The organism is Janthinobacterium rivuli, from assembly GCF_029690045.1.
Classification (GTDB): domain Bacteria; phylum Pseudomonadota; class Gammaproteobacteria; order Burkholderiales; family Burkholderiaceae_D; genus Janthinobacterium; species Janthinobacterium rivuli.
Genome location: NZ_CP121464.1, coordinates 432,265 through 454,083, shown reverse-complemented (window position 1 = coordinate 454,083; position 21,819 = coordinate 432,265). Strand labels below are relative to the sequence as shown.

21 protein-coding genes are annotated in these 21,819 nt (G+C 63.6%); 12 read left to right on the top strand and 9 right to left on the bottom strand.

Annotation, left to right across the window (positions count from 1 at the left end):
• Positions 1–208: 208 nt before the first annotated feature.
• Positions 209–1,093: an EamA family transporter RarD gene (gene rarD, locus P9875_RS01980; protein WP_278317455.1), complete on the top strand. Its 885-nt coding sequence runs from the start codon at positions 209–211 to the stop codon at positions 1,091–1,093.
• Positions 1,094–1,186: 93 nt separating this feature from the next.
• Positions 1,187–2,857, top strand: a complete 1,671-nt coding sequence (ettA, locus tag P9875_RS01975) for an energy-dependent translational throttle protein EttA (RefSeq protein WP_225243098.1) — start codon at positions 1,187–1,189, stop codon at positions 2,855–2,857.
• A 71-nt stretch (positions 2,858–2,928) separates the two neighbouring features.
• On the opposite strand, the gene P9875_RS01970 is transcribed toward ettA, so the two are convergent.
• A complete protein-coding gene (locus P9875_RS01970) occupies positions 2,929–3,510 on the bottom strand; it encodes a porin family protein (RefSeq protein ID WP_099401147.1) in 582 nt (193 codons plus the stop codon).
• Between the two features lie 224 nt (positions 3,511–3,734).
• Between P9875_RS01970 and P9875_RS01965 the strand changes: the two genes are divergently transcribed.
• Positions 3,735–4,316 carry a molybdopterin-dependent oxidoreductase gene (locus tag P9875_RS01965; protein WP_278317454.1) on the top strand — a complete coding sequence of 194 codons (582 nt, stop codon included), beginning with the start codon at positions 3,735–3,737 and terminating at the stop codon, positions 4,314–4,316.
• A gap of 15 nt (positions 4,317–4,331) precedes the next feature.
• Here the strand turns inward: P9875_RS01965 and P9875_RS01960 are convergent, their stop codons facing one another.
• From P9875_RS01960 to P9875_RS01925, 8 genes are all read right to left on the bottom strand, one after another.
• Entirely contained in the window at positions 4,332–4,694 is a 363-nt protein-coding gene (locus P9875_RS01960; RefSeq protein WP_099401145.1) for a hypothetical protein, read from the bottom strand.
• 386 nt (positions 4,695–5,080) lie between these two features.
• On the bottom strand, positions 5,081–5,908 hold the full coding sequence (locus tag P9875_RS01955; RefSeq protein WP_278317453.1) for a Rossmann-like and DUF2520 domain-containing protein: 828 nt from the start codon (positions 5,906–5,908) through the stop codon (positions 5,081–5,083).
• Between the two features lie 9 nt (positions 5,909–5,917).
• Positions 5,918–6,505 carry a DUF924 family protein gene (locus P9875_RS01950; protein ID WP_278317452.1) on the bottom strand — a complete coding sequence of 196 codons (588 nt, stop codon included), beginning with the start codon at positions 6,503–6,505 and terminating at the stop codon, positions 5,918–5,920.
• 5 nt (positions 6,506–6,510) lie between these two features.
• Entirely contained in the window at positions 6,511–7,251 is a 741-nt protein-coding gene (locus tag P9875_RS01945; protein ID WP_034752834.1) for an MgtC/SapB family protein, read from the bottom strand.
• Positions 7,252–7,506, bottom strand: a complete 255-nt coding sequence (locus P9875_RS01940) for a hypothetical protein (RefSeq protein ID WP_077398459.1) — start codon at positions 7,504–7,506, stop codon at positions 7,252–7,254. It abuts the gene before it with no gap.
• Positions 7,506–9,329 (bottom strand): aminopeptidase P family protein, encoded by a 1,824-nt coding sequence (locus P9875_RS01935; RefSeq protein ID WP_278317451.1) that lies wholly within the window; start codon positions 9,327–9,329, stop codon positions 7,506–7,508. The genes P9875_RS01940 and P9875_RS01935 overlap by 1 nt, the downstream gene beginning before the upstream one ends.
• Positions 9,330–9,430: 101 nt before the next feature.
• Complete coding sequence (locus P9875_RS01930) at positions 9,431–11,479, bottom strand: DUF4132 domain-containing protein (RefSeq protein WP_278317450.1); 2,049 nt, start codon at positions 11,477–11,479, stop codon at positions 9,431–9,433.
• Positions 11,466–12,164, bottom strand: coding sequence for a Crp/Fnr family transcriptional regulator (locus tag P9875_RS01925; protein ID WP_099401140.1), 699 nt, complete (start codon positions 12,162–12,164; stop codon positions 11,466–11,468). Before P9875_RS01925 ends, P9875_RS01930 begins: the two co-directional genes overlap by 14 nt.
• 180 nt (positions 12,165–12,344) lie before the next feature.
• Here P9875_RS01925 and P9875_RS01920 point away from each other — a divergent pair, with 180 nt between their 5' ends.
• From P9875_RS01920 to P9875_RS01880, 9 genes are all read left to right on the top strand, one after another.
• Positions 12,345–14,276, top strand: coding sequence for an AMP-binding protein (locus P9875_RS01920; RefSeq protein WP_278317449.1), 1,932 nt, complete (start codon positions 12,345–12,347; stop codon positions 14,274–14,276).
• A 14-nt stretch (positions 14,277–14,290) separates the two neighbouring features.
• Positions 14,291–15,106 (top strand): ABC transporter ATP-binding protein, encoded by an 816-nt coding sequence (locus P9875_RS01915; RefSeq protein ID WP_029496076.1) that lies wholly within the window; start codon positions 14,291–14,293, stop codon positions 15,104–15,106.
• Positions 15,107–15,125: 19 nt separating this feature from the next.
• Positions 15,126–16,022: a branched-chain amino acid ABC transporter permease gene (locus P9875_RS01910; protein WP_200880402.1), complete on the top strand. Its 897-nt coding sequence runs from the start codon at positions 15,126–15,128 to the stop codon at positions 16,020–16,022.
• 79 nt (positions 16,023–16,101) lie between these two features.
• Positions 16,102–17,160 (top strand): branched-chain amino acid ABC transporter permease, encoded by a 1,059-nt coding sequence (locus P9875_RS01905; RefSeq protein ID WP_035823552.1) that lies wholly within the window; start codon positions 16,102–16,104, stop codon positions 17,158–17,160.
• A 58-nt stretch (positions 17,161–17,218) separates the two neighbouring features.
• Complete coding sequence (locus tag P9875_RS01900; protein WP_035823550.1) at positions 17,219–18,538, top strand: ABC transporter substrate-binding protein; 1,320 nt, start codon at positions 17,219–17,221, stop codon at positions 18,536–18,538.
• Positions 18,539–18,665: 127 nt separating this feature from the next.
• On the top strand, positions 18,666–19,493 hold the full coding sequence (locus tag P9875_RS01895) for an ABC transporter ATP-binding protein (RefSeq protein ID WP_051959260.1): 828 nt from the start codon (positions 18,666–18,668) through the stop codon (positions 19,491–19,493).
• 17 nt (positions 19,494–19,510) lie between these two features.
• The gene (locus P9875_RS01890) at positions 19,511–19,870 is read left to right on the top strand and encodes an MmcQ/YjbR family DNA-binding protein (protein ID WP_176387881.1); all 360 of its coding nucleotides are present in this window, start codon (positions 19,511–19,513) and stop codon (positions 19,868–19,870) included.
• Complete coding sequence (locus tag P9875_RS01885) at positions 19,867–21,123, top strand: phenylacetate--CoA ligase family protein (protein WP_278317448.1); 1,257 nt, start codon at positions 19,867–19,869, stop codon at positions 21,121–21,123. The genes P9875_RS01890 and P9875_RS01885 overlap by 4 nt, the downstream gene beginning before the upstream one ends.
• A 76-nt stretch (positions 21,124–21,199) precedes the next feature.
• Positions 21,200–21,781, top strand: a complete 582-nt coding sequence (locus P9875_RS01880; RefSeq protein WP_035823544.1) for a hypoxanthine-guanine phosphoribosyltransferase — start codon at positions 21,200–21,202, stop codon at positions 21,779–21,781.
• Positions 21,782–21,819 lie beyond the last annotated feature (38 nt).

Below are 21,819 nucleotides of genomic sequence, written 5' to 3'. Positions count from 1 at the left end.
GCACAATATGATAGGTATTAGCAAATAGCAAGAGTATTTTTGCATGGTCCCGGGCTGCCCCAAAGTCGTGGTTTTATGCCGCTCCGCCTTGCTGCGCGGGCTTGCGGCCATTGATTTGTTGCCATTCTACGCCTCGCCAGCGGCGCCGGGCAGCCCCCGATGTTTTCCGCCATAATGACAGACTGTCTACTCTCCAGCGAAGCCCATCATGAATCCAGGCATGTTGTACGCCTCCCTCGCCTTCCTGTGCTGGGGCCTGTTCCCCCTGTACTTTCACGCCATCGGCGAGATCGCGCCACAGGAAATCCTGGCGCACCGCATGGTCTGGTCGCTCTTGTTCCTCGGTATCGTGCTGACCGTGCGCCGGCAGTGGAGCTGGCTGGGCAGCCTCAAAGCGCAGCCCAGGGTGGTGGCCAGCTTCGTCGCCAGTGCGTTTTTGCTCTCCGCCAACTGGTTCATCTATATCTGGGCCGTCAACAACGGCCACGTGGTCGACGCCAGCCTCGGTTACTTCATTACGCCCCTGATCAATGTCATGCTGGGCTTTTTGCTGCTGCACGAACGCCTGCGCCGCCTGCAGTGGCTGGCCATCGGGCTGGCCGCCTGCGGCGTGGCCTGGCTCACCTGGCAGGCGTGGCAAGTGCCCTGGATCGCCCTGCTGCTGGCGGCCACGTTTGGCGGCTATGGCTTGCTGCGCAAGACGGCCGCGCTGGGCGCGCTGGAAGGCCTGTCGTTTGAAACATTGATTCTGTTCCCTCTGGCGCTGGCTTACATACTGTGGCTGGCCTGGCATGGCCAGAGCGGCTTCGTCAATACAGATTCCACCGCCACGCGCGCGCTGCTGCTGGCGTCCGGCCCCATCACGGCCATTCCCCTGCTGCTGTTTGCCGCCGGCGCGCGCCGCCTGCCGCTGGCCGTATTGGGCTTGCTGCAATACATCGCCCCCACGGGCCAGCTCCTGATCGGCGTGTGGGTCTTCCACGAATCGTTCACCCAAGAGCGCATGCTGGGCTTCCTCGTCATCTGGACGGCGCTGGGCCTGTATGCGGCCGAGGGGCTGTGGAGCAGCCGCCGCGCGCGGCTGGCTGCGTAATCCGGTTTTACCCGCCCCGGCTGCGCGCAGCGCTGGCCGGAAGCGGGCGTTTACCGTATCCTGTCCGTCTTTGTATATCACCCGAGATTTCTAATGGCAAATTACGTCTACACCATGAATCGCGTGGGCAAAATCGTCCCGCCCAAGCGCCAGATTCTGAAAGATATTTCCCTGTCCTTCTTCCCAGGCGCGAAGATCGGCGTGCTGGGCCTGAACGGCTCCGGCAAATCGACCCTGCTGAAAATCATGGCAGGCATCGACACCGACATCCAGGGCGAAGCCGTGCCGATGCCGGGCCTGAACATCGGCTACCTGCCGCAGGAACCGCAGCTGGACCCGGAAAAAACCGTGCGCCAGGAAGTGGAGTCGGGCCTGGGCGAAGTATTTGAGGCGCAAGCCAAGCTGGAAGCCGTGTACGCCGCGTATGCCGAGGAAGACGCCGATTTCGACGCCCTGGCCACGGAACAGGCACGCCTGGAAGCGATCATCTCGACGTCCGACGGCGGCAATCTGAATCTGCAGCTGGAAATGGCCGCCGACGCGCTGCGCCTGCCGCCATGGGACGCCAAGGTCGGCGTGCTGTCCGGCGGTGAAAAGCGCCGCGTGGCGCTGTGCAAGCTGCTGCTGTCCAAACCCGACATGCTGCTGCTCGATGAACCGACCAACCATCTGGATGCGGAATCGGTCGACTGGCTGGAACAATTCCTGCTGCGCTTCCCCGGCACCGTGGTGGCCATCACCCATGACCGCTACTTCCTCGACAACGCGGCAGAGTGGATCCTGGAACTGGACCGCGGCAGCGGCATTCCATGGAAGGGTAACTACTCGACCTGGCTGGAGCAGAAGCAAGCCCGCCTGAAGCAGGAAGAATCGACGGAATCGGCGCGCCAGAAGGCGCTGCAAAAGGAATTGGAATGGTCGCGCCAGAACCCGAAAGCGCGTCAGGCCAAGTCGAAAGCCCGCCTGGCCCGCTTCAACGAGCTGTCCGAGCACGAATACCAGAAACGCAACGAAACGCAGGAGATCTTCATTCCCGTGGCCGAACGCCTGGGCAATGACGTCATCGAGTTCAAGAACGTGTCGAAAGCGTTCGGCGACCGCCTGCTGATCGACAACCTGAGCTTTACCGTGCCGCCAGGCGCCATCGTCGGCATCATCGGCCCCAACGGCGCCGGTAAGTCGACCTTGTTCAAGATGATCACCGGCAAGGAACAGCCGGACAGCGGCGAAGTGGCCATCGGCCAGACGGCGCGCGTGTCCATCGTCGACCAGAATCGCGGCGACTCGCTGTCGGACGGCAAGACCGTCTTCCAGGACGTGTGCGGCGGCGCCGACATGCTGACGGTCGGCCGCTTCGAAATGCCGTCGCGCGCCTACCTGGGCCGCTTCAACTTCAAGGGCGGCGACCAGCAAAAAATCGTCGGCAATCTGTCCGGCGGTGAACGTGGCCGTCTGCACCTGGCAAAAACCCTGCTGATGGGCGGCAACGTCCTGCTGCTCGATGAACCGTCGAACGATCTGGACGTGGAGACCTTGCGCGCGCTGGAAGACGCCTTGCTGGAATTTGCCGGCAGCGTGATGGTCATCTCGCATGATCGCTGGTTCCTCGACCGTATCGCCACGCACATCCTGGCATTCGAAGGCGATTCGCAGGTCACCTTCTTTGACGGCAACTATCAGGAATACGAAGCCGACAAGAAGAAACGCCTCGGTGACGAAGGCGCGAAACCAAAACGTATCCGCTACAAGCCCTTGACCACGTAATTTCGGTCCGGCCATGCAAAAAGGCAGTTACCTCGCGGTAACTGCCTTTTTTTCAGCAAACTTCCGGTGAATTAGAAGTTGTAGCGTGCGCCAAGGGCCAGGCCGGTAGCCTTGCGGCCCTGGTCGGCGCTCTTGCCGAAGTGTTCCACTTCCGCCGTCAGCGAGACTTTCTCGTTGATCGCGTACTGGGCGCCAACGGAAGCGTACACGCCCGTCTTGTCGTTGCCGCTGATGCCGGTCGACAGGCCCGTGCCGCTCACGCTGTTCTTGACCTTGGCCACGCCCAGCTTGCCGAATACGCCGACCTTGTCGGTCACGGGCATGGTGGCCTTGCCGGCCAGGTAGTAACCGTGCGAATCGCTTTTCACGGAACCGTTGCCGGCGCCGGTGACATAGCTGTAATCCTTGCTGCCGAAATCGGCATAGCCGCCCTCGACCGCCCAGGTTTTATCGAAATCGTAACCGGCGAAGATCTTGGCGCCAGCCTTGTAGCCGCTGTGATTATCGGCGCTGGTGGCGCCAGGAATATCGAAGTTATAGCGGTTGCCCGTGACGCCAGCACCCACATAGGCGCCCTCGGCGTGGGCGGCGCTCATGCCGGTGAATGCGGTAACGGAAGCGATCATTGCAAACAGGATTTTCTTCTTCATCATGTTCTCTCTCTCAATTAGTGAATGGTGCCTGGATTCGCAGTTCAGCGAAGTGCGATGAGGACACAATAACAGCCGAAAAAAGCTACGTCTTTCTCCATTGCGTAAGAACTGTGACAAGATGTAAGCCGACATTCCAAACTGACAATAACCGTAAAATGCGCACCGTTGAGCGAACTTAAGATAGACTTAAGAACTTTAGCGATTTCAGCCCAGAGGAGAAGTGCATGCACAAACGCCAGTTTCTCGCCGCCGCCATGGCCGGCGCGGCCCGGCCCGCTATCGCCCGGGCGGCGCCCGCCGGCCTGCGTGGTCCTGCCTTGCTGACCATCACGGGCAGCATCGACAAGCCGAACCGGGGTCCGTTCGACGCCGTGCGCGACCAGATGATGCACAAGCAAAAGATCAGTTTTGAGCGGGCGCGGGCCTTCGACTTCGCGGCGCTGGCGAATTTGCCGGCGCGCACCATCCACCCCACCCTGGAATACGATGGCAAGGCGCATGCCCTGCGCGGGCCGTTGCTGGTCGATGTCTTGAAGGCGGCGGGTGCGCCCGAGGAAGATGCCGTACGGCTAGTGCTGCGTGCCGTGGATGGCTATGCGGCGGCGTTGACCATGGCGCAGGCGCGCACGCAGCGTTTTATCGTCGCCACCCACCTGGACGGGCAGGCGATGGCGCTGGGCGGCCTGGGGCCGCTATGGGCGATCCACGATGCGGACCGCATCGCGGCCGTGGCAGCCCTGCCCCTGGCCGAACGCTACACCAGCTGCCCGTGGGCGCTGTATCACATTGGCGTGGAGGCGGGTTGAAGCGGTTGAGGCAGATTAAGCGTAGGCTTCGGCCATCGACATCACCCGTGGAGCGATAGCGATGCCATGCTCCTCGAACAGCGCCGTGATGGCCGCCAGATTGTGCGTGCACTCCTCGGTTTTCCAGCCTTTGAAGATATCCGTGCCATCCTTCTGGAAATGCAGGTCCAGCACTTTGCCCCCATCCTTGTGCAGGTAGGGCGAACTATAGGTGTTCTCGAAGCCGAGCACCTTCAATTGCCCCAGCAAGGCTGATGGTGGCTGGTCGGGATCGGTGGCGAGGAAAATGCCGAAGGTCTTGCCTGGTGGTTTGGCGGCGATGTCGACCTCGTAGATGCCAGGGGCCTTGCTGACGGACGTACTCTTTAAAAATAACATACAACACTCCCTGCGCGTAATGTCCCGCGCCTGAAACGGGCGGCAAGACAGGGGCGATGCGCAATGATTCCCCTCAACAAATCTTATTGCTTATTTGCATCTTTGTCGACAAATCGGCACTTTTATTTGGTAAGTCGTGGTTATCTTGTCGCGTTCGCCAGCGTAAATTATCAAGAAAGCCAGTTATCATTGCGCCAATACCCGCCCTGCTGCATGCTTTTGGCTTGCATCACGATTGCCTTTGCGCCGGCCGCCCCTCGTCTGCATGCGTCTTCTGTCGATCAAGTACCGCCTGCTCATCGTCCTGCCCTTGATCCTGGGGGTGGGTTTCATGGCCACCAGCCAGGCCAAGGAGCAAGGCCGCAACGGCGGGCACGCCGCCTGAGTCATCCCCCGCGCTTGCGTCTGGCCAGATCCTGCGTGGGCGCCACCAGCGCCCGGTATAGCTCGCCCGTGGCGGCATCCCAGCTTTGCACGGCCAGCTGCTGGCGTTGCACGGTGGCCGAATCGCCGCGCGCGATGGGGCCGGACAGCGCCGGCGCGGCGCCCAGGCGGAAGACATTGGCCACCGCCTCCGTCACCAGGGGCTGCGCCAGTTCGCGCGCCACCGGCTCGGGAATGCCGGCCGCCTGGTAGGCGCGCAAGGCGGCGTCGAGCACCGTCACCAGGTAATTGCTGGCAAACACGGCGGCGGCGTGATACAGGGTCTTGGCGGCTGGATCGATGGGCACGGGGCGCGCGCCGATGGCGTTCAAGGCCGGCGTGAGGAAAGCCAGCGCCAGCGGGTCGCCTTCGACGCCGCAAAACGTGCCGTCAAAGGTGGCGGCCACTTGTGCCGGATCGGCAAAGCTGCGGATCGGATGCGCGCTGGCGACAAACGCGCCGGCCTGCGTGGCCGCCAGCAGCACGTTCGAGGCCAGCGCGCCGCTGCAGTGAAACACGATGGCGCCCGCCTGCCGTCCTTCGGCCACCAGCGCCGCGCAGGCCGGGCCGATCTGGTCGTCGGAGACGGCCAGCAGGGTGACGTCGGCGTGGCGCAAGGCCGCATAGCTGTCGACGGGCGTGCCGGCGCCGATGAAAGCGACGGCCGCCTGCGCCGAGGCCATCGAGCGCGTGAGCACGTCCTGCACGGCGACGCCTTCCACGCCGGCGAACAGACGGCCCAGCACGCGGCCCACGTGGCCGGCGCCGATGATATTCAAAGTGACGTTCATGATGATTTTCTAGAAGCTCGATCCCGGCTGGCGCAGAAATTCCACCTCTTGCGGCGTGGAAGCGCGGCCCAGGATGGCGTTACGGTGCGGGAAACGGCCAAAGCGGGCGATCACTTCCTGGTGCCGCTCGGCGTAGTCGAGCATGCCGTCAAAACCGGGCTGCGCCTGCGACAGCAACTGGAACAGCTCGACGGCGCGCGCCTGCATGGCCAGGTCTTCCGCGTGTTCGAACGGCAGGCAGGCAAAAGCGCGCAGCATCGGCGGCAATTGCTGGTCCTGCGCCGCTTGCGTCAAGGCGATGGCCAGCGCCAGCGCCCGTGCATCACCGGCAAAGGCGCGCGGCGTGCCGCGGTACACATTGCGCGTGAACTGATCGAGCACGATGAGGCGCGCCAGCGCACCGTGCGGCGTCGCATCCCATTCACGCAAGCCGCCATCGATGGCGGCATCGATCAGCGCGCCAAAACGCGCGCGTATCTGCGCGTCGAAGCCGTCATCCTTGCGGAACCATTCCACGCGCGACTGGCCGTAGTCAGGGTTATCCGGCGGCAAAAACCAGAAATCGAGTACCGCTTGCGCCTGTGCATCCATGTCCATCCTTTTCAGTTGCGGGCATGCGACAGCTGGAAGCCGGCGATGCCTTCGAAGGCGGCCAGTTCGGCCGACATGGCCGACAGGCTGGCGCCCGTGTTCTTGCCATGCGCGATGGCGACAAAGCGCCATTCCTGCATGCCTTCGTTGCTGCCGATGGTCAGCGAGCCGCCGGCGATGTCGTAGCCGCGCTTGGCGGCCATGCGCCGCAGCGCATCCTCACGGGGAATGAACCCTTGCTTGAAGCGCATGGTGATGGCCACCGCGTGGCGCGACGGCAGCCAGTTCTCCAATTTTGACAGAAAAATCATCGCCATCGCGCACAGGAAGGCCAGGCCCATGGCCGACAGATAAAAGCCGATGCCGACCATGATGCCGATCACGGACGAGGCCCAGATCGAGGCGGCCGTCGTCAGGCCGCTGATGTTGAAACCCTCGCGCATGATGACGCCGGCGCCGAGAAACCCCACGCCCGTGACGATGCCCTGGATCACGCGCGTGGGATCGCTGCCGACGATGGCGCCATGGCCGCCGTACCAGAACTCGGGATAGCCGCCCAGCACCGTCAGCGCGGCCGAAGCCATGCACACCAGGCTGTAGGTGCGCATGCCGGCAGCGCGCCCGTGATACGAACGCTCGTAACCCACCAATAAACCCAGCAGCAGCGCGCCCAGCAGGTTCAGCAGGATCACGCCATTCGTCGCCAGCTCGGCCGGCGACCAGTAGGCACGCAGGAAGTCGATGGTCGGCATTTAATCCTGGGGCTTTTTGGTCAGCTGCTTTTCAAACGCCACGTCGAGCTTGCTGACGCGGCGCGCCTTTTGCGGTCCCAGGCCATTGACGAAGGCGACAAACGCATCGAGTTCCAGCGGCGGGCACAAAGGCGGCAAGCCCGGACCTTCCGTGAGAAAGAACAGTTCATCGCCCGTGCGCGCCATCGTGTAGAGGCGGTGGCCGGTGCGTTCCTTGAGCCGCTCGATGGCGGAGGTGGCGCGGGTCGAGCGCATCAGATGGCTCCCGTGCGCTGTTCCAGCCACGCCAGCGCAGGCGCATCGGCCGGCGCGGACAACAGCGGCGCCAGGCGCGCGCGCACGGTGGCGTGATAGTCGTTCAGCCACGCCGCCTCGTCGTCGCGCAGCAGCGACCGTTCCACGCAGCGCGTGTCGATCGGGCACAGGGTCAGGGTTTCGAAGCGGAGAAATTCGCCAAACTGCGTCGTTTCCGCAGGCACGTTCAGCACCAGGTTCTCGATGCGGATGCCCCACTGGCCAGGGCGGTAGATGCCCGGTTCGATGGAGGTGATCATGCCCGGTTCCATGGCCGTCTGCGGCTCCGGCATGGCGGACTGGGAAATCGATTGCGGCCCTTCGTGGACGTTGAGGAAAAAGCCCACGCCGTGGCCCGTGCCATGACCGAAATCGATGCCCTCGGCCCACAGCGGCGCGCGGGCGATGGCGTCGAGCATGGGCGACTTCACGCCGCGCGGGAACTGCGCGCGCGACAGGGCGATCATGCTGCGCAAGACCAGGGTGAAATCGCGCCGGTGTTCGGGCGTGATCGTGCCGACGGGGACCACGCGCGTGATGTCGGTGGTGCCGCCCCAATACTGGCCGCCCGAGTCGATCAGCAGCAAGCCGTCGCCTTCGATGGTGGCGGCCGAATCCGCATGCGCGTGGTAATGCATGATGGCGCCATGCGCATTGAAGCCGGCGATGGTGCCGAAACTGGGGCTGACAAAACCGGCGCGGCGGGCGCGCGCGGCCGTCAGGTGTTCGTCGACGCCGATTTCCGTCAGCGGCGCGCGCTGCGGGTCGGCCAGGGTGGCGTCCAGCCAGCTGAAAAACTCGCACAGGGCGGCGCCATCCTGCTCCATGGCGGCGCGCACGTGCGCCGCTTCGCCGTCCGTCTTGCGCGACTTGGCCAAAGTGGTCGGGTTGATCGATTCGACCACGCGCACAGCCTCGGCCACGGCCTGGCGCGTGCCGAACGTGATGCGGCGCGGGTCGAGCAGCAAGGTGGCGCCGGCCGGCAAGGCGGCCAAGGCGGCCGCCGTGCGGTCATATGCGGCCACGTCCACGCCTTCGCTTTCCAGGGTGGCGCGCAGGGCCATCGGCACCTTGCCGTCGGCAACGAACAGGGTGGCGCGCTCCGGTCCCACCAGCGCGTGCGCGAGGAAGACGGGGTTGTAGTGCACGTCGGCGCCGCGCAAGTTGAACAGATACGCGATATCGTCGAGCGTGGAAATGACGTGGTGGCTGGCGTCGTGCGCCGCCATGCCGGCGCGCAGGGCCGCCAATTTCTGCGTGCGCGACAGCGATGGATACGCGGGCGCATGTTCATATACGGGCGCGGCCGGCATGGCCGGGCGATCGGGCCACACGGCTTGCAGCACGTCGATGTCCGTGCGCAGAGTCACTTGCGCGCCCAGCGCCTGCTGCAGCAAACGCGCATTGGCCAGGCCCAGCACGGCGCCATCGACGGCCACCGTCTGCCCCGGCTGCATGGTCTCGCCCAGCCAGTCGATATACAGCACGCTGGCGCCGGACGGGATTTTTTTCAGGACGATGCCGCTGCCGGCCAGTTCCTCTTCCGCCTGTTCCCAGTAACGGCCATCGGTCCACACGCCGGCGACATCCTGCGTCACGACCAGGGTGCCGACGGAACCCGTAAAGCCCGACAGCCATTCGCGGCCCTGCCAGCGGGCCGGCAGGTACTCGGACAAGTGCGGATCGGCCGATGGCACGATCAGGGCATCGATCTGCTGCGCGCGCATGGCGGCGCGCAGCAAGGTCAAACGGGAGGCGGGATTACTGTGAACGGATGTCTGCATGGCGGCGAAAAGGTGCTGTGCTGGGAAGCGCTCATGATACTCCGATTGCCGGCAATGCAGTACTCACGCAGGCCAGGCCAGGATCAGGATGCGGCTCGTCTTCAATGCTGGAGCAGCTGGCCGGCGAGGCCGACGATTTTTTCCAGCAGCGCCTCATCGTGCGGCAGCCACGGCACGGCGCCCAGCTTGCTCCCCTTCGCTGCCACCTCGCTCGCCACCTCGGCGCCGTCCAGCGTGACCCTGCCGGTGGTCAGGTGAATCGCATGCCTGCCGACCATCAGGTGGCGCGCTTCGAGCGCCATGCGCCCGTCCTCGATCTGGTTCGCGAATACCTGTTCCAGCACCGTGCGCCGCATGCCCGCCATCGGCCCCGGCGCCAGATTGGCCAGGTAAAACAGGCGCTCTGCGCGCTGCACGCTGTGCTCTTCTTCCAGCAGCGCCAGGGCGCTGGCGCTGACCAGCAGGTCCACCGCGCGGCACGCTTCCGAATACGCCACCGGCGCCATCGGCATCATCTGCGCGGGCGCCAGCCCGTTGGATGTGCAGGCGCCGCCCGCGCCTGGATAGACGTGTCCCCCGAGGCGCAGCAATACGCGCCAGGCGCCGAACTGGCGCGACAAGCCTTCATCGTAATCGAGCCGCCAGCCTTCGCGGCGGGCCAGTCCCAGCAAGGTAGGCAGCGACAACTGGTAGCCGGCAAATGGGGCGCCGCCGTCGCCGGGCGGTGCATATATTTCACGATACACCTGGCGTAGCGGCTGGCGCACGCGCCGCCGCGCGAGCAGCGCCTGCCAGGCGGCGCGCTGCTCCCCGCTGCCGTGCAGGGGATGCCACAGGCCGATGTCGCCTTGCTCAGGCAATACCACTGGTTGCCCCTGCGCATCGATGGCGCCCTTCCCGTCGAGCATGAAGGCCAGCCCATCGCCCGTGCGCCAGACCAGCGCGCGCGCCACCGTCTCGATATCGGCATCGTCGCGCAAGGCGCGCCATTGGTCCAGGCCAAACCACACTTCGCTGGCGTAGCCCGCTTCCAGGCGGCGCGCCAGCATGGCCTGGCGCCGCTTGCCCATGGGGCCGGGCATGCCGATCCTCCAGGCGATATCGGGCCGTTCGGCCAGCGCCCGTTCGGCCGGTTTCAGATTGCGTTCCAGCTTCTTGCGGATGCCCGCATGGCGCACCTGCGCCAGCGCCGTGCGCAGGGCCAGCAAGCTTTCCGGCGTGGGGATGGTTTCCACCGCATGGCCCAATGCCATCGCCAGCGACTGCGACGGCGCGCTTTTTGCCGCACCGGGCGCCACGCAGGCCAAAGGCAGCAAGACGGCGATCACGGGACGGAACCATGCATCATCGCGGTAGGCGGCGACCCGCGCGGCGCGCGCCAGCACGGGAGAATCTGCCGTGGCAAAGGCGGCATCGGCCGCATACGGCACGCTGCCGTCGTGGATGGCGGCGATATGACGCGCCGCCTGTTCCAGTATCGTGCGCGCAAAAGCGGCATACGCCGCATCGTCGGCCAGCACGGCGGCGGGATCCGCCTCGCCGATACTGTTGCGGTTCCAGAAGCTGCTATGGGGCGAGCCGGCCAGCGCCAGCAGGGACGCTTGCGCCAGCTGCGGCAGCAGTGCCAATTCCTGCAAGGTCAGTGGCATCGGATAACGGGCGTGGCGCTCCTCCATCAGCTGCGCGAATTGCGCAGGGGCGTCGCCGCCGGCAAGGTGCGCCAGCAGCCAGGCCTGGTAGGGCCGCTCGACCCAGCCCGAGGTTTCGCCGAGAATTCGCCGCGCCTGCGCCGCCGTGCCTGCCGGTGCCTCGCCCTGCAGGCAGGCCAGGCAGCCGATGACATACTCCCACTCCCGGTTGTAATCAGCGGCCGCGTCGAGCGCGTCGAGGAACATGGCGCCGGCCAGCAACGGCGCCAGTCCGGCCTCAGTCACCTGTTCCAGCAGCGTGTGCGCCAGATTAAACCGCGCGACATCATCATGGCCGAAGCGCGCCGCGCGGTGCAGCGCCCCCCAGACGGCGCCCAGTTCTTCAGGTGTCCAGTCGTTGAAATCGACGGGCGGCCCCGTGAAACGCGCATGGTCGACGGCAGTACCCTCGAGGCGAGCCCGCAGCGCTGCGGCGCGGCTGGAGATTTCAGTCTGCATCATCGGCCTCGTAGCGGCGCAAGCCTTCCAGGTCCAGCACGCGGATGCCGCCGTAATCGAGGCGCAATAGCCCCTTTTTTTCCAGCACCTGCAAGGCCTGGTTGGCGCGCTGGCGCGAAGAACCGGACAGCAGGCCGATCTCCTCCTGCGACAGCTGCACCAGGGTTTCCACGCCCGGGTACAAATGCGAGTTGAACATCGAGGCCAGGCAGCGCGCCACGCGCGTGTTCAGGTCCAGCAGGCGCTCGTTTTCCACCATGCCGATGAACTGGCCCAGGCGCTCGTTGAGCTGCATCAGCAAAAAGCGCGTAAACGGCAGGCTCGTTTCCAGCAGCCAGTGGAAGGTGGCGCCGGGCAGGCGCGCCACGCGCGTGTCGCGCAGGGCCATGGTGTCGTATTTGCGGATCTCGTTCTTCAACAATGACCCTTCGCCAAACCAGCTGCCGGGCGGCACGCCGATGAAAGTCATGGCCTTGCCGGAAGCGGAAAAATTATTCATCTTGACCATGCCGCTGATGACGCCGATCCAGTTGTCCACCGGCTCGCCCTTGCGGCAGACAAAGCCGCCTTTCGGCACGAAGGTTTCAAACACATCCGCTTCGACCCGGGCCAGTTGAACGGGGTCGAGCAATTGCGCCCAGTGGGCCGCGCGCACGGCATCCTTGAGGCTGATATCAGGGTAGGTCATTGTGCGATGCACCATCGAAAAGTGGGTAAATGTCCCCGAAAAGACAACTTGGCAAACTAACGCAAGCTACTATCATTGCACAAACGCCTGACACATAAAAAACACAGAGCGCCATCCAACGAGGTGGGGCCTGAGACAAGCAACAGGGAGACACTGGTGCAAACGAATACCACAGCAACAATGCCGACTTTTCCGCGGCGCTTATTGCAACACGGGACAGTACGATCCGACAAGCCCGCCTTTCGCGAAAAACACCTGGGCATCTGGCAAACCTGGACCTGGCGCGAGGTCAACGAAGAAGTGCGTGCACTGGCCTGCGGCCTGGCCGCCATCGGCTTCCAGCGCGGCATGAACCTGGCCATCATCGGCGACAACCGTCCGCGCCTATACTGGGCCATGCTGGCTGCGCAAAGCCTGGGCGGCGTGCCCGTGCCACTGTACCAGGACGCGCCGGCCGCCGACATGGCCTACGTGCTGCAGGATGCGGAAATCCGCTACGCCATCGTCGAAGATCAGGAGCAGGTCGACAAGCTGCTCGAACTCAAAACCCTGTATCCGCACGTCGCCCACATCGCGTATGACGATGAGCGGGGCATGCGCCACTACCGCCAGCCGGAGCTGACGTCGTTTGCCGCCCTGCAGACGCTGGGCCGGGCCTATGACCGCGAACATCCGGGCTTTTTCGACGCCGCCGTGGCAGCGGGCCAGGGTAGCGACTCGGCCGTGATCCTGTACACCTCGGGCACCACGGGCAAGCCGAAAGGCGTGTGCCAGAGCCACACGGCGCTGCTGGCCGCCGGCGTTGGCGGCGTGGCCTTCGACAAGCTCACCGACGCGGAAGACATTCTGTCCTACCTGCCCATGGCGTGGGTCGGCGACTGCCTGTTCTCGCTGGCGCAAGCCATGGTGGCGGGCTTCACCGTCAACTGCCCCGAATCGGGCGACACGGTGATGATCGACATGCGCGAAATCGGCCCCACCTGCTATTTTGCGCCGCCGCGCGTGTTCGAGAACATGCTCACCAGCGTGATGATACGCATGGAAGACGCAAGCAGCATCAAGCGCCACATGTTCAGCCATTTCATGGACGTGGCCAAGCGCTGCGGCGCGCAGATTTTGGATGGCAAGCCAGTCTCGCTGGCGGACCGCCTCAGCTACAAGCTGGGCGAGCTGCTCGTCTACGGCCCCTTGAAAAACGTGCTGGGACTGTCGCGCGTGCGCGTCGCCTACACGGCCGGCGCCGCCATCGGCCCCGACCTGTTCCGCTTCTACCGCTCGATCGGCGTCAACCTCAAGCAGCTGTACGGCTCCACCGAAACCTGCGCCTATGTGTGTCTGCAACCGGACGGCAATATCAAGTTCGACAGCGTCGGCTTGCCAGCGCCGGGCGTGGAAGTCAAGCTGGCGGCCAATGGCGAGGTGCTGGTCAAGTCGCCCGCCACCATGAGCGGCTACTTCAGGCGTCCCGACGCCACCGCCGAAGTGATCGACGCTGACGGCTACTTCCATACGGGCGACGCGGGTGTGTTCGACGGCGAAGGCCACCTGAAAATCATCGACCGCGCAGCCGATGTCGGCAAGATGAATTGCGGCGCCATCTTCGCGCCCAATTACATCGAAAACAAGCTCAAGTTTTTCCCCTTCATCAAGGAAGTGGTGGCCTTCGGCCATGGGCGCGACCAGGTCTGCGCCTTCATCAACATCGACATCGAAGCGGTGGGCAACTGGTCCGAGCGGCGCGGCATCGCCTACTCCGGCTACACGGACCTGGCGGCGCGCGCCGAGACGTATGGCTTGATCCGCGACTGCATCGAACAAGTCAACGCGGAACTGGCAACCGATCCGCTGATGGATCGCACGCAGATACACCGCTTCCTCGTGCTGCACAAGGAACTCGACCCGGACGATGACGAGCTGACGCGCACGCGCAAGGTGCGCCGCAAATTCATCGCTGAAAAATACGCGGTGCTCATTTCCGCCCTGTACGAGGGCAAGGCAACGCAATACATCGAGACCCAGGTGAAATTCGAGGATGGCCGCCTTGGCTCGACCAGCGCCGACCTGCAGATCTGGGACAGCAAAACGTACCGGCCCCAGGGCCTGGCCGCATGATGGAGCACAGCACGATGCAAATGAACGAACCCGACGCCCATTTCGGCACGGCCCGCAAGACGGGTCCCGTGATCCTCGACCTGAAGAACATCTCGCTGTCGTTTGGCGGCGTGAAAGCGCTGACCGACATCTCGTTCGACGTGAAACAGCATGAAATCCGCGCCATCATCGGCCCGAACGGCGCCGGCAAAAGCTCGATGCTGAACGTGATCAATGGCGTGTACCGCCCGCAGCAGGGCGAAATCATTTATCGGGGCGAACACCGGCGCGGCATGGATTGTTATGCGGCCGCCAAATCCGGCATCGCGCGCACCTTCCAGAACATCGCCCTGTTCAAGGGCATGACGGTGCTCGACAACATCATGACGGGCCGGAACCTCAAAATGAAGTCGAATTTCCTGCTGCAGGCCCTGTACTGGGGACCGGCGCGGCGCGAGGAAATCGAGCACCGCAAGAAGGCCGAGGAGATCATCGACTTCCTGGAAATCCAGGCCATCCGCAAGACGCCCGTGGGGCGTTTGCCCTACGGCTTGCAAAAGCGGGTGGAGCTGGGCCGCGCGCTGGTGGCCGAACCCGAGATTTTGCTGCTCGATGAACCGATGGCCGGCATGAACGTGGAAGAAAAACAGGACATGTGCCGCTTCATCCTCGACGTCAACGACCAGCTGGGCACGACCATCGTGCTGATCGAGCACGACATGGGCGTGGTGATGGATATCTCGGACAGGGTCGTGGTGCTCGACTACGGCAAGAAGATCGGCGACGGCACGCCCGACGAGGTGCGCAGCAACCAGGATGTCATCAACGCCTATCTCGGCGTGGCGCACTAGACGAGGAATAGCAATGAATATCAATTTTTTCTTTGAAGTGCTGATCGGCGGCCTGCTGTCGGGCGTCATGTATGCGCTGGTGGCGATCGGTTTTGTGCTGATCTACAAGGCTTCGGGCGTGTTCAACTTCGCGCAGGGAGCGATGGTGTTTTTCGCCGCCCTCACCTGCGTCGGCATCATGGACAAGTTTGGCCTGTCCCTGTGGCTGGCCATTCCGCTGACGATGGTGACCATGATCGTGCTGGGCATGGCGATTGAAAGGGTGGTCTTGCGCCCGCTCGTCAACCAGCCGGAAATCACGCTCTTCATGGCCACCATCGGCCTGACCTTTTTCATCGAGGGCCTGGCGCAGCTGATGTGGGGCTCGCAGGTTCACAAGCTGGACCTGCCCATCGAAGACGTGCCGATGCAGTTTTTGATGGACCGCTTCGACATTAACATCTCGCAGTTCGACCTGATGGCGGCCGGCATCTGCGCCTTGCTGGTGATCTGCCTGGCCCTGCTGTTCTCGAAAACCAAGGTGGGCCGCGCCCTGCGTGCCGTCGCCGACGACCACCAGGCGGCGCTGGCGGTCGGCATCCCGCTGCAGCGCATCTGGGCCGTGGTGTGGGGCGTGGCCGGCCTGGTGGCCATGGTGGCCGGCTTGCTGTGGGGTGCGCGCAACGGGGTGCAATTCGCCCTCACCTTCATCGCCCTGAAAGCGCTGCCGGTGCTGATCCTGGGCGGCTTTACATCGGTGCCGGGCGCCATCGTCGGTGGCCTGATCATCGGCGCGTCCGAAAAACTGGCCGAAGTCTACCTCGGCCCCATGGTGGGCGGCGGCATCGAAGGCTGGTTCCCGTATGTGCTGGCCCTGCTGTTCCTGCTGGTGCGTCCGGAAGGCCTGTTCGGCGAGAAAATCATCCGGCGAATATAAGGCCCCAAGAGCATCGTAGGTCGGATTAGCCGAAGGCGTAATCCGACAAACACCCCAACAGCCAGCAAAGGACCACCCCATGATTTACCGTGAAGCAGGACAATTCAAGACCAGCTACCAGGCTGACAACCAGATCTTCCCGATCCGGCAAGACCGCCTGGCGCTGACGGCCACGCTCCTTGTCGCCGTCTTCCTCCTGCCGTATGTCGCCTCGCCCTACATGCTGTCGGCGATCCTGATCCCCTTCCTGATCTTCGCCCTGGCGGCGCTGGGCCTGAACATCCTGACCGGTTACGCGGGCCAGCTGTCGCTGGGCACGGCCGCCTTCATGGCCGTGGGCGCCTTTGCCTCGTATAACTTCATGGCCCGCCTGCCAGGATTGCCGCTGCTCGTGTCCTTCATCCTCGGCGGCCTGTGCGCGGCCATGGTGGGCATCGCCTTCGGCCTGCCTTCCTTGCGCATCCGCGGCTTTTATTTGGCCGCTTCCACCCTGGCGACGCAGTTTTTTGTCGTCTGGTGCCTGACCAAGATTCCGTATCTGACCAACTACAGTTCCTCGGGCGTCATCACGGTGCAGAAGATGACCATCCTCGGCTACCAGTTCGACACGCCGCAAAGCAAATACCTGCTGGTGCTGGCCATCGTTGCCGGCATGGCCCTGCTGGCCAAGAACATGATCCGCTCGAACGTGGGCCGCTCGTGGATGGCCGTGCGCGACATGGACATGGCGGCCGAGGTGATCGGTTTCCGGCTGATGCGCACCAAGCTGCTGGCGTTTGCCGTCAGCTCCTTCTACTGCGGCGTGGCCGGCGCACTGTATGCGTACGCCTACCTGGGCACGGTGGAACCGGAAGCGTACAACCTGGACCTGTCCTTCCGCATCCTGTTCATGATCATCATCGGCGGCGTCGGTTCGATTTTAGGCTCCTTCCTCGGCGCGGCCTTCATCGTGCTGCTGCCCGTCTTCCTGAACACCATCGCGCACGGCCTGTCGCTGCCCACCAGCGTGGCCTCGAACCTGGAGCTGATGGTGTTCGGCGCGCTGATCATTTTCTTCCTGATCGTCGAGCCGCACGGCCTGGCCAGGCTGTGGCAGATCGCCAAGGAAAAATTGCGACTCTGGCCCTTCCCCCATTAAGTTTTTGCAGTCGATGTCGGTTCACTTGAATACCAAATAAAACAAGAGGAGACACACAATGAAACACATCAAATCGCTCATGCTGGCCACCGCCATCGCCAGTGCCGCACTCACCATGGCCGGCAGCGCGCAGGCGCAGGACAAGGAACAGTACATCGCCCTGCCGTCCTACCGCGTGGGCCCTTACGCGGCCGGCGGCTCCGGCTTCTACGGCGGCATCATCGATTACTTCAACCTGGTCAACCAGGCCGGCGGCGTCAACGGCGTGAAAATCAGCTGGGAAGAATGCGAAACGGAATACAACCCGTCGCGCGGCGTCGAATGCTATGAACGCCTGAAAACCAAGCAGGGCGGCGCCACCCTGGTCGAAACCCTGTCCACCGGCGTCGCCTACGGCATCCTCGACCGCGTGGCGCAAGACAAGATTCCCATGACGATGATCGGCTACGGCCGCTCGGACGCCGCCAACGGCAAGGTCTTCCCGTATGTGTATCCGCTGATCTCCAGCTACTGGAGCCAGGCCGCCGGCATGATCAAGTACCTGGGCGACAAAGATGGCGGCATGGACAAGCTGAAAGGCAAAAAGATCGTCCACCTGTACCACGATTCGGCCTTCGGCAAGGAGCCGCTGCCCGTGCTCGAAGCGCTGTCGAAACAGTACGGCTTCGAGCTGGTCAAGATTCCCGTCGCGCCGCCCGGCAGCGAACAGCAATCGCAATGGCTGCAAATCCGCCAGGCCAAGCCGGACCACGTGATCCTGTGGGGCTGGGGCGTGATGAATTCCGTTGCCATCAAGACGGCGCAGCGCAACGGCTTCCCGCGCGACAAAATGCTGGGCGTCTGGTGGGCCGGTTCCGAGGAAGACACGATTCCATCGGGCGAAGCGGCCAAGGGCTACACGGCGATGACCTTCAATACGCCGGGCAACTACCCGGTGCTGGACGACATCCGCAAAAAACTCTACGCGTCCGGCAAGGGCAACCTGTCCGACCAGTCGCGCATCGGCTCCGTCTACCACATGCGCGGCGTGACGGCCGGCATCCTGTGGGTGGAAGCGATCCGCGCGGCGCAGGAAAAATTCGGCAAGGGCAAGCCGATCACGGGCGAGCAGATGCGCTGGGGCCTGGAAAACCTGAACGTCGACGATGCGCGCCAGAAGGCCGTCGGCGCGCTGGGCATGTTCCCCACCGTGAAAACCAGCTGCGACGACCATGAAGGCTCGGGCGCCGTGAAAGTGCAGCAGTGGGATGGCAAGAAGTGGACCGCCATCACGCCGAAATGGATCGTCGGCGACAAGGCCCTGGTGCGCAAACTGGTCGAGGAATCGTCGGGCAAGTACGCCGACGAGAAAAAGATCACGCCGGCGTGCATGAAGTAAGCGGCTTTCGGGGTGGTGTCGGATTACGCGCGTTGCGCTAATCCGACCTACCTGGATACGACGTAGGTCGGATTAGGCCGCAGGCCGTAATCCGACAAGCACCACCACCTATGAAAACGAAGCAGCCATGAACCATACTGCCACTGAAATACCGCCGCCCTACCTGTCGGTGAACAATATCGAAGTCATCTACGACCACGTGATCCTGGTCCTGAAGGGCGTGTCGCTGCAGGTCCCGCAGGGCAAGATCGTGGCGCTGCTGGGCGCCAACGGCGCCGGCAAGTCGACCACCCTGAAAACCATCTCGACCCTGCTGCGCGGCGAACGGGGCGACGTCACCAAGGGCGAAGTCCAGTTCAAGGGCGAGCGCGTGGATCAATTGACGCCGAATGAACTGGTCAAGCGGGGCCTGTCGCAAGTGATGGAAGGGCGCCACTGTTTCGGCCACCTCACGATCGAGGAAAACCTCTTGACGGGCGCCTACACGCGCAGCCTGTCGCGCGGCGAACTGAAAGACGCGCTGGACAAGGTCTATCACTATTTTCCGCGTCTGAAAACGCGGCGCAGCAGCCAGGCCGGCTACACCTCGGGCGGCGAGCAGCAGATGTGCGCCATCGGCCGCGCGCTGATGGCCAAGCCGTCGATGATTTTACTGGACGAACCGTCGATGGGCATCGCGCCGCAGATCGTCGAAGAGATCTTCGGCATCGTCAAGGATTTGAACCACAAGGAAAACGTCTCTTTCCTGCTGGCCGAGCAGAACACCAATGTGGCCCTGCGCTACGCCGACTTCGGCTACATCCTGGAAAACGGCAGAGTCGTGATGGAAGGGCAAGCGCAGGAACTGGCCAGCAACGAAGACGTCAAAGAGTTTTACCTGGGCGTCTCCAGCGCCGGGCGCAAGAGCTTTCGCGACATGAAGTTCTACCGCCGCCGCAAGCGCTGGCTGGCCTGACATCGGGAGTTGCCGTCATGGACCTGGAACGGGCGAAGCAAGTGTGCCGCGGCTTTCCCGGCGCGACAGAAGACATCAAATGGAGCAACGTGCTGGCGTTTTGCGTCGGTGGCCGCCTGTTCGCCCTGTGCGGCGCGGAAGCGCACAGCACGCGCGGCATGAGCTTCAAGGTTGATGCGGAACGCTTCCTGGAATTGACGGACCGCCCCGGCTTTCGCCCGGCGCCCTACCTGGCGCGGGCCAAATGGGTGCTGGTCGCCAGTCCCGACGCCCTGGACGACGACGAAATGGCCGCCCTGCTGCACCGCTCATACAGCCTGATTGTGGCGGGGCTGACGAAAAAAATGCAACGTGACATTGGAGAATCAGCAACATGACCGATACGCTCGACAGTCTGGAAGCACGCGCCCCCGAAGCGCGCGAACGCGAATTGATGGCCGGCCTGCCGCAGCTGATCGCGCGCGCACAACAGGCGCCGGGCTGGGCCCGCATTCTCGATGGGATCAACGCGGCCGACATCACCAGCCGCGCCGCGCTGGCGCAGCTGCCCGTGACGCGCAAGTCCGACCTCAAGCAATTGCAGCACGACGCGCTGCCGTTCGGCGGCTTGAACACGACGCCAAAAAACGCCCTGTCGCGCGTGTTCGTCTCGCCCGGCCCCATCTTCGATCCGGAAGGCCGCGGACCCGACTGGTGGCGCTTCGCGCGTCCCATGTATGCGGCCGGCGTGCGCGCCGGCGGCTTGCTGCAGAACTGCTTTTCGTATCACTTCACGCCGGCCGCCTTCATGGTCGAAGGCGGCGCCGCGCGCATCGGCTGCACCGTCATCCCGGCCGGCATCGGCCAGACGGAAATGCAGGTGCAGGCGATGGCCGACCTGAAGCCCGACACGTATATCGGCACGCCGTCATTTTTAAAACTGATCATCGAGAAGGCGCGTGAAATGGGCGCCGACATCAGCAGCGTCACCAATGCCGTGATGGGCGCGGAAGCCTTGCCCGAGTCCTTGCGCAGCTGGTTTGCCGAAAACGGCGTGCCGAACGTGTTCCAGACTTATGCCTCGGCCGATATCGGCAGCATCGCCTATGAAACGGCCAGCAATGGCAAGCTCAATCCGGGCATGGTCGTCGATGAAAACGTGCTGCTGGAGATCGTCCATCCGGGCAGCGGCATTCCCGTCGCGCCGGGCGAGGTGGGCGAAGTCGTCGTCACCGTCTTCAATGCCGACTACCCGCTGATCCGCTTCGCCACGGGCGATCTGTCCGCCGTGCTGGTCGATGCGCCGGAGTCGCCGTGCGGGCGCACGAATACGCGCATCAAAGGCTGGATGGGACGCGCCGACCAGACCACCAAGGTGCGCGCCATGTTCGTGCATCCGTCGCAGGTGCATGACATCGCGCGCCGCCATCCGCAAATCAAGAAGGCGCGGCTGGTCGTGTCCGGGCGCATGGCCAATGACGAGATGGCTTTGCATTGCGAAGTCGACGATCCGACGGACGCCAGCGGCGTGGAAGCCATCATCGGCTCGATCCGCGAACTGACCAAGCTGCGCGGCGACGTGCTGCTGGTGGCCGTGGGCAGCCTGGCGCAGGATGGAAAAATAATCGACGACGTGCGCGATTACAGCTAGGCGTAGCGCACGGATGGCGTTTGCGGGATAATACCCGCATTCATCATCAGCCCCATTCATCGCCATGCAAGAGTCCATGCAAGAATTTCATCACAACCGTGCCCGTGACCTGATCAAGAACGCGGAACTGCTGTTCGACCAAGATACCGTGCAGGCGTCGATCACGCGCATGGCCGATGTGCTCAACACGCGCTTCAACGCCGAGGACTCGAAAGAGTTCCCGCTGGTGCTGGGCGTGATGGGCGGCGCCGTCGTATTTACGGGCAACCTGCTGCCACAGCTGAGCTTTCCGCTCGAATTCGACTACATCCACGTGAGCCGCTACGGCGACGACGACAAGGGTGGCGAGGTGGTGTGGAAAGTCATCCCCCGCTCGAATGTAGCGGGCCGCACCGTCATCGTGCTCGACGATATTCTCGACGAAGGCGAAACCCTGGCGCACGTCAAGCAGCGCTTGCTGGACATGGGCGCCTCGGAAGTGATCCTGGCCGTGTTCGCCGACAAGGCCATCGGCAAGAAGAAGCCGGTACAAGCCGACATCGTCGGCCTGGTCATCCCGAACCGCTTCGTCGTCGGCTTCGGCATGGATGCGTATGGCTACTGGCGCAATCTGCCAGGGCTGTGGGCCATCAAGCCTGAGGATTTGAAGCAGGAGTGATGATTTATCGGATTACGCGCTGCGCGCTAATCCGACCT

Coding starts and splice junctions, on each gene's coding strand:
- rarD (WP_278317455.1), top strand. CDS start 209: ATGAATCCAGGCATGTTGTACGCCTCCCTCGCCTTCCTGTGCTGGGGC.
- ettA (WP_225243098.1), top strand. CDS start 1,187: ATGGCAAATTACGTCTACACCATGAATCGCGTGGGCAAAATCGTCCCG.
- P9875_RS01970 (WP_099401147.1), bottom strand. CDS start 3,510: ATGATGAAGAAGAAAATCCTGTTTGCAATGATCGCTTCCGTTACCGCA.
- P9875_RS01965 (WP_278317454.1), top strand. CDS start 3,735: ATGCACAAACGCCAGTTTCTCGCCGCCGCCATGGCCGGCGCGGCCCGG.
- P9875_RS01960 (WP_099401145.1), bottom strand. CDS start 4,694: ATGTTATTTTTAAAGAGTACGTCCGTCAGCAAGGCCCCTGGCATCTAC.
- P9875_RS01955 (WP_278317453.1), bottom strand. CDS start 5,908: ATGAACGTCACTTTGAATATCATCGGCGCCGGCCACGTGGGCCGCGTG.
- P9875_RS01950 (WP_278317452.1), bottom strand. CDS start 6,505: ATGGACATGGATGCACAGGCGCAAGCGGTACTCGATTTCTGGTTTTTG.
- P9875_RS01945 (WP_034752834.1), bottom strand. CDS start 7,251: ATGCCGACCATCGACTTCCTGCGTGCCTACTGGTCGCCGGCCGAGCTG.
- P9875_RS01940 (WP_077398459.1), bottom strand. CDS start 7,506: ATGCGCTCGACCCGCGCCACCTCCGCCATCGAGCGGCTCAAGGAACGC.
- P9875_RS01935 (WP_278317451.1), bottom strand. CDS start 9,329: ATGCAGACATCCGTTCACAGTAATCCCGCCTCCCGTTTGACCTTGCTG.
- P9875_RS01930 (WP_278317450.1), bottom strand. CDS start 11,479: ATGATGCAGACTGAAATCTCCAGCCGCGCCGCAGCGCTGCGGGCTCGC.
- P9875_RS01925 (WP_099401140.1), bottom strand. CDS start 12,164: ATGACCTACCCTGATATCAGCCTCAAGGATGCCGTGCGCGCGGCCCAC.
- P9875_RS01920 (WP_278317449.1), top strand. CDS start 12,345: ATGCCGACTTTTCCGCGGCGCTTATTGCAACACGGGACAGTACGATCC.
- P9875_RS01915 (WP_029496076.1), top strand. CDS start 14,291: ATGCAAATGAACGAACCCGACGCCCATTTCGGCACGGCCCGCAAGACG.
- P9875_RS01905 (WP_035823552.1), top strand. CDS start 16,102: ATGATTTACCGTGAAGCAGGACAATTCAAGACCAGCTACCAGGCTGAC.
- P9875_RS01900 (WP_035823550.1), top strand. CDS start 17,219: ATGAAACACATCAAATCGCTCATGCTGGCCACCGCCATCGCCAGTGCC.
- P9875_RS01895 (WP_051959260.1), top strand. CDS start 18,666: ATGAACCATACTGCCACTGAAATACCGCCGCCCTACCTGTCGGTGAAC.
- P9875_RS01890 (WP_176387881.1), top strand. CDS start 19,511: ATGGACCTGGAACGGGCGAAGCAAGTGTGCCGCGGCTTTCCCGGCGCG.
- P9875_RS01885 (WP_278317448.1), top strand. CDS start 19,867: ATGACCGATACGCTCGACAGTCTGGAAGCACGCGCCCCCGAAGCGCGC.
- P9875_RS01880 (WP_035823544.1), top strand. CDS start 21,200: ATGCAAGAATTTCATCACAACCGTGCCCGTGACCTGATCAAGAACGCG.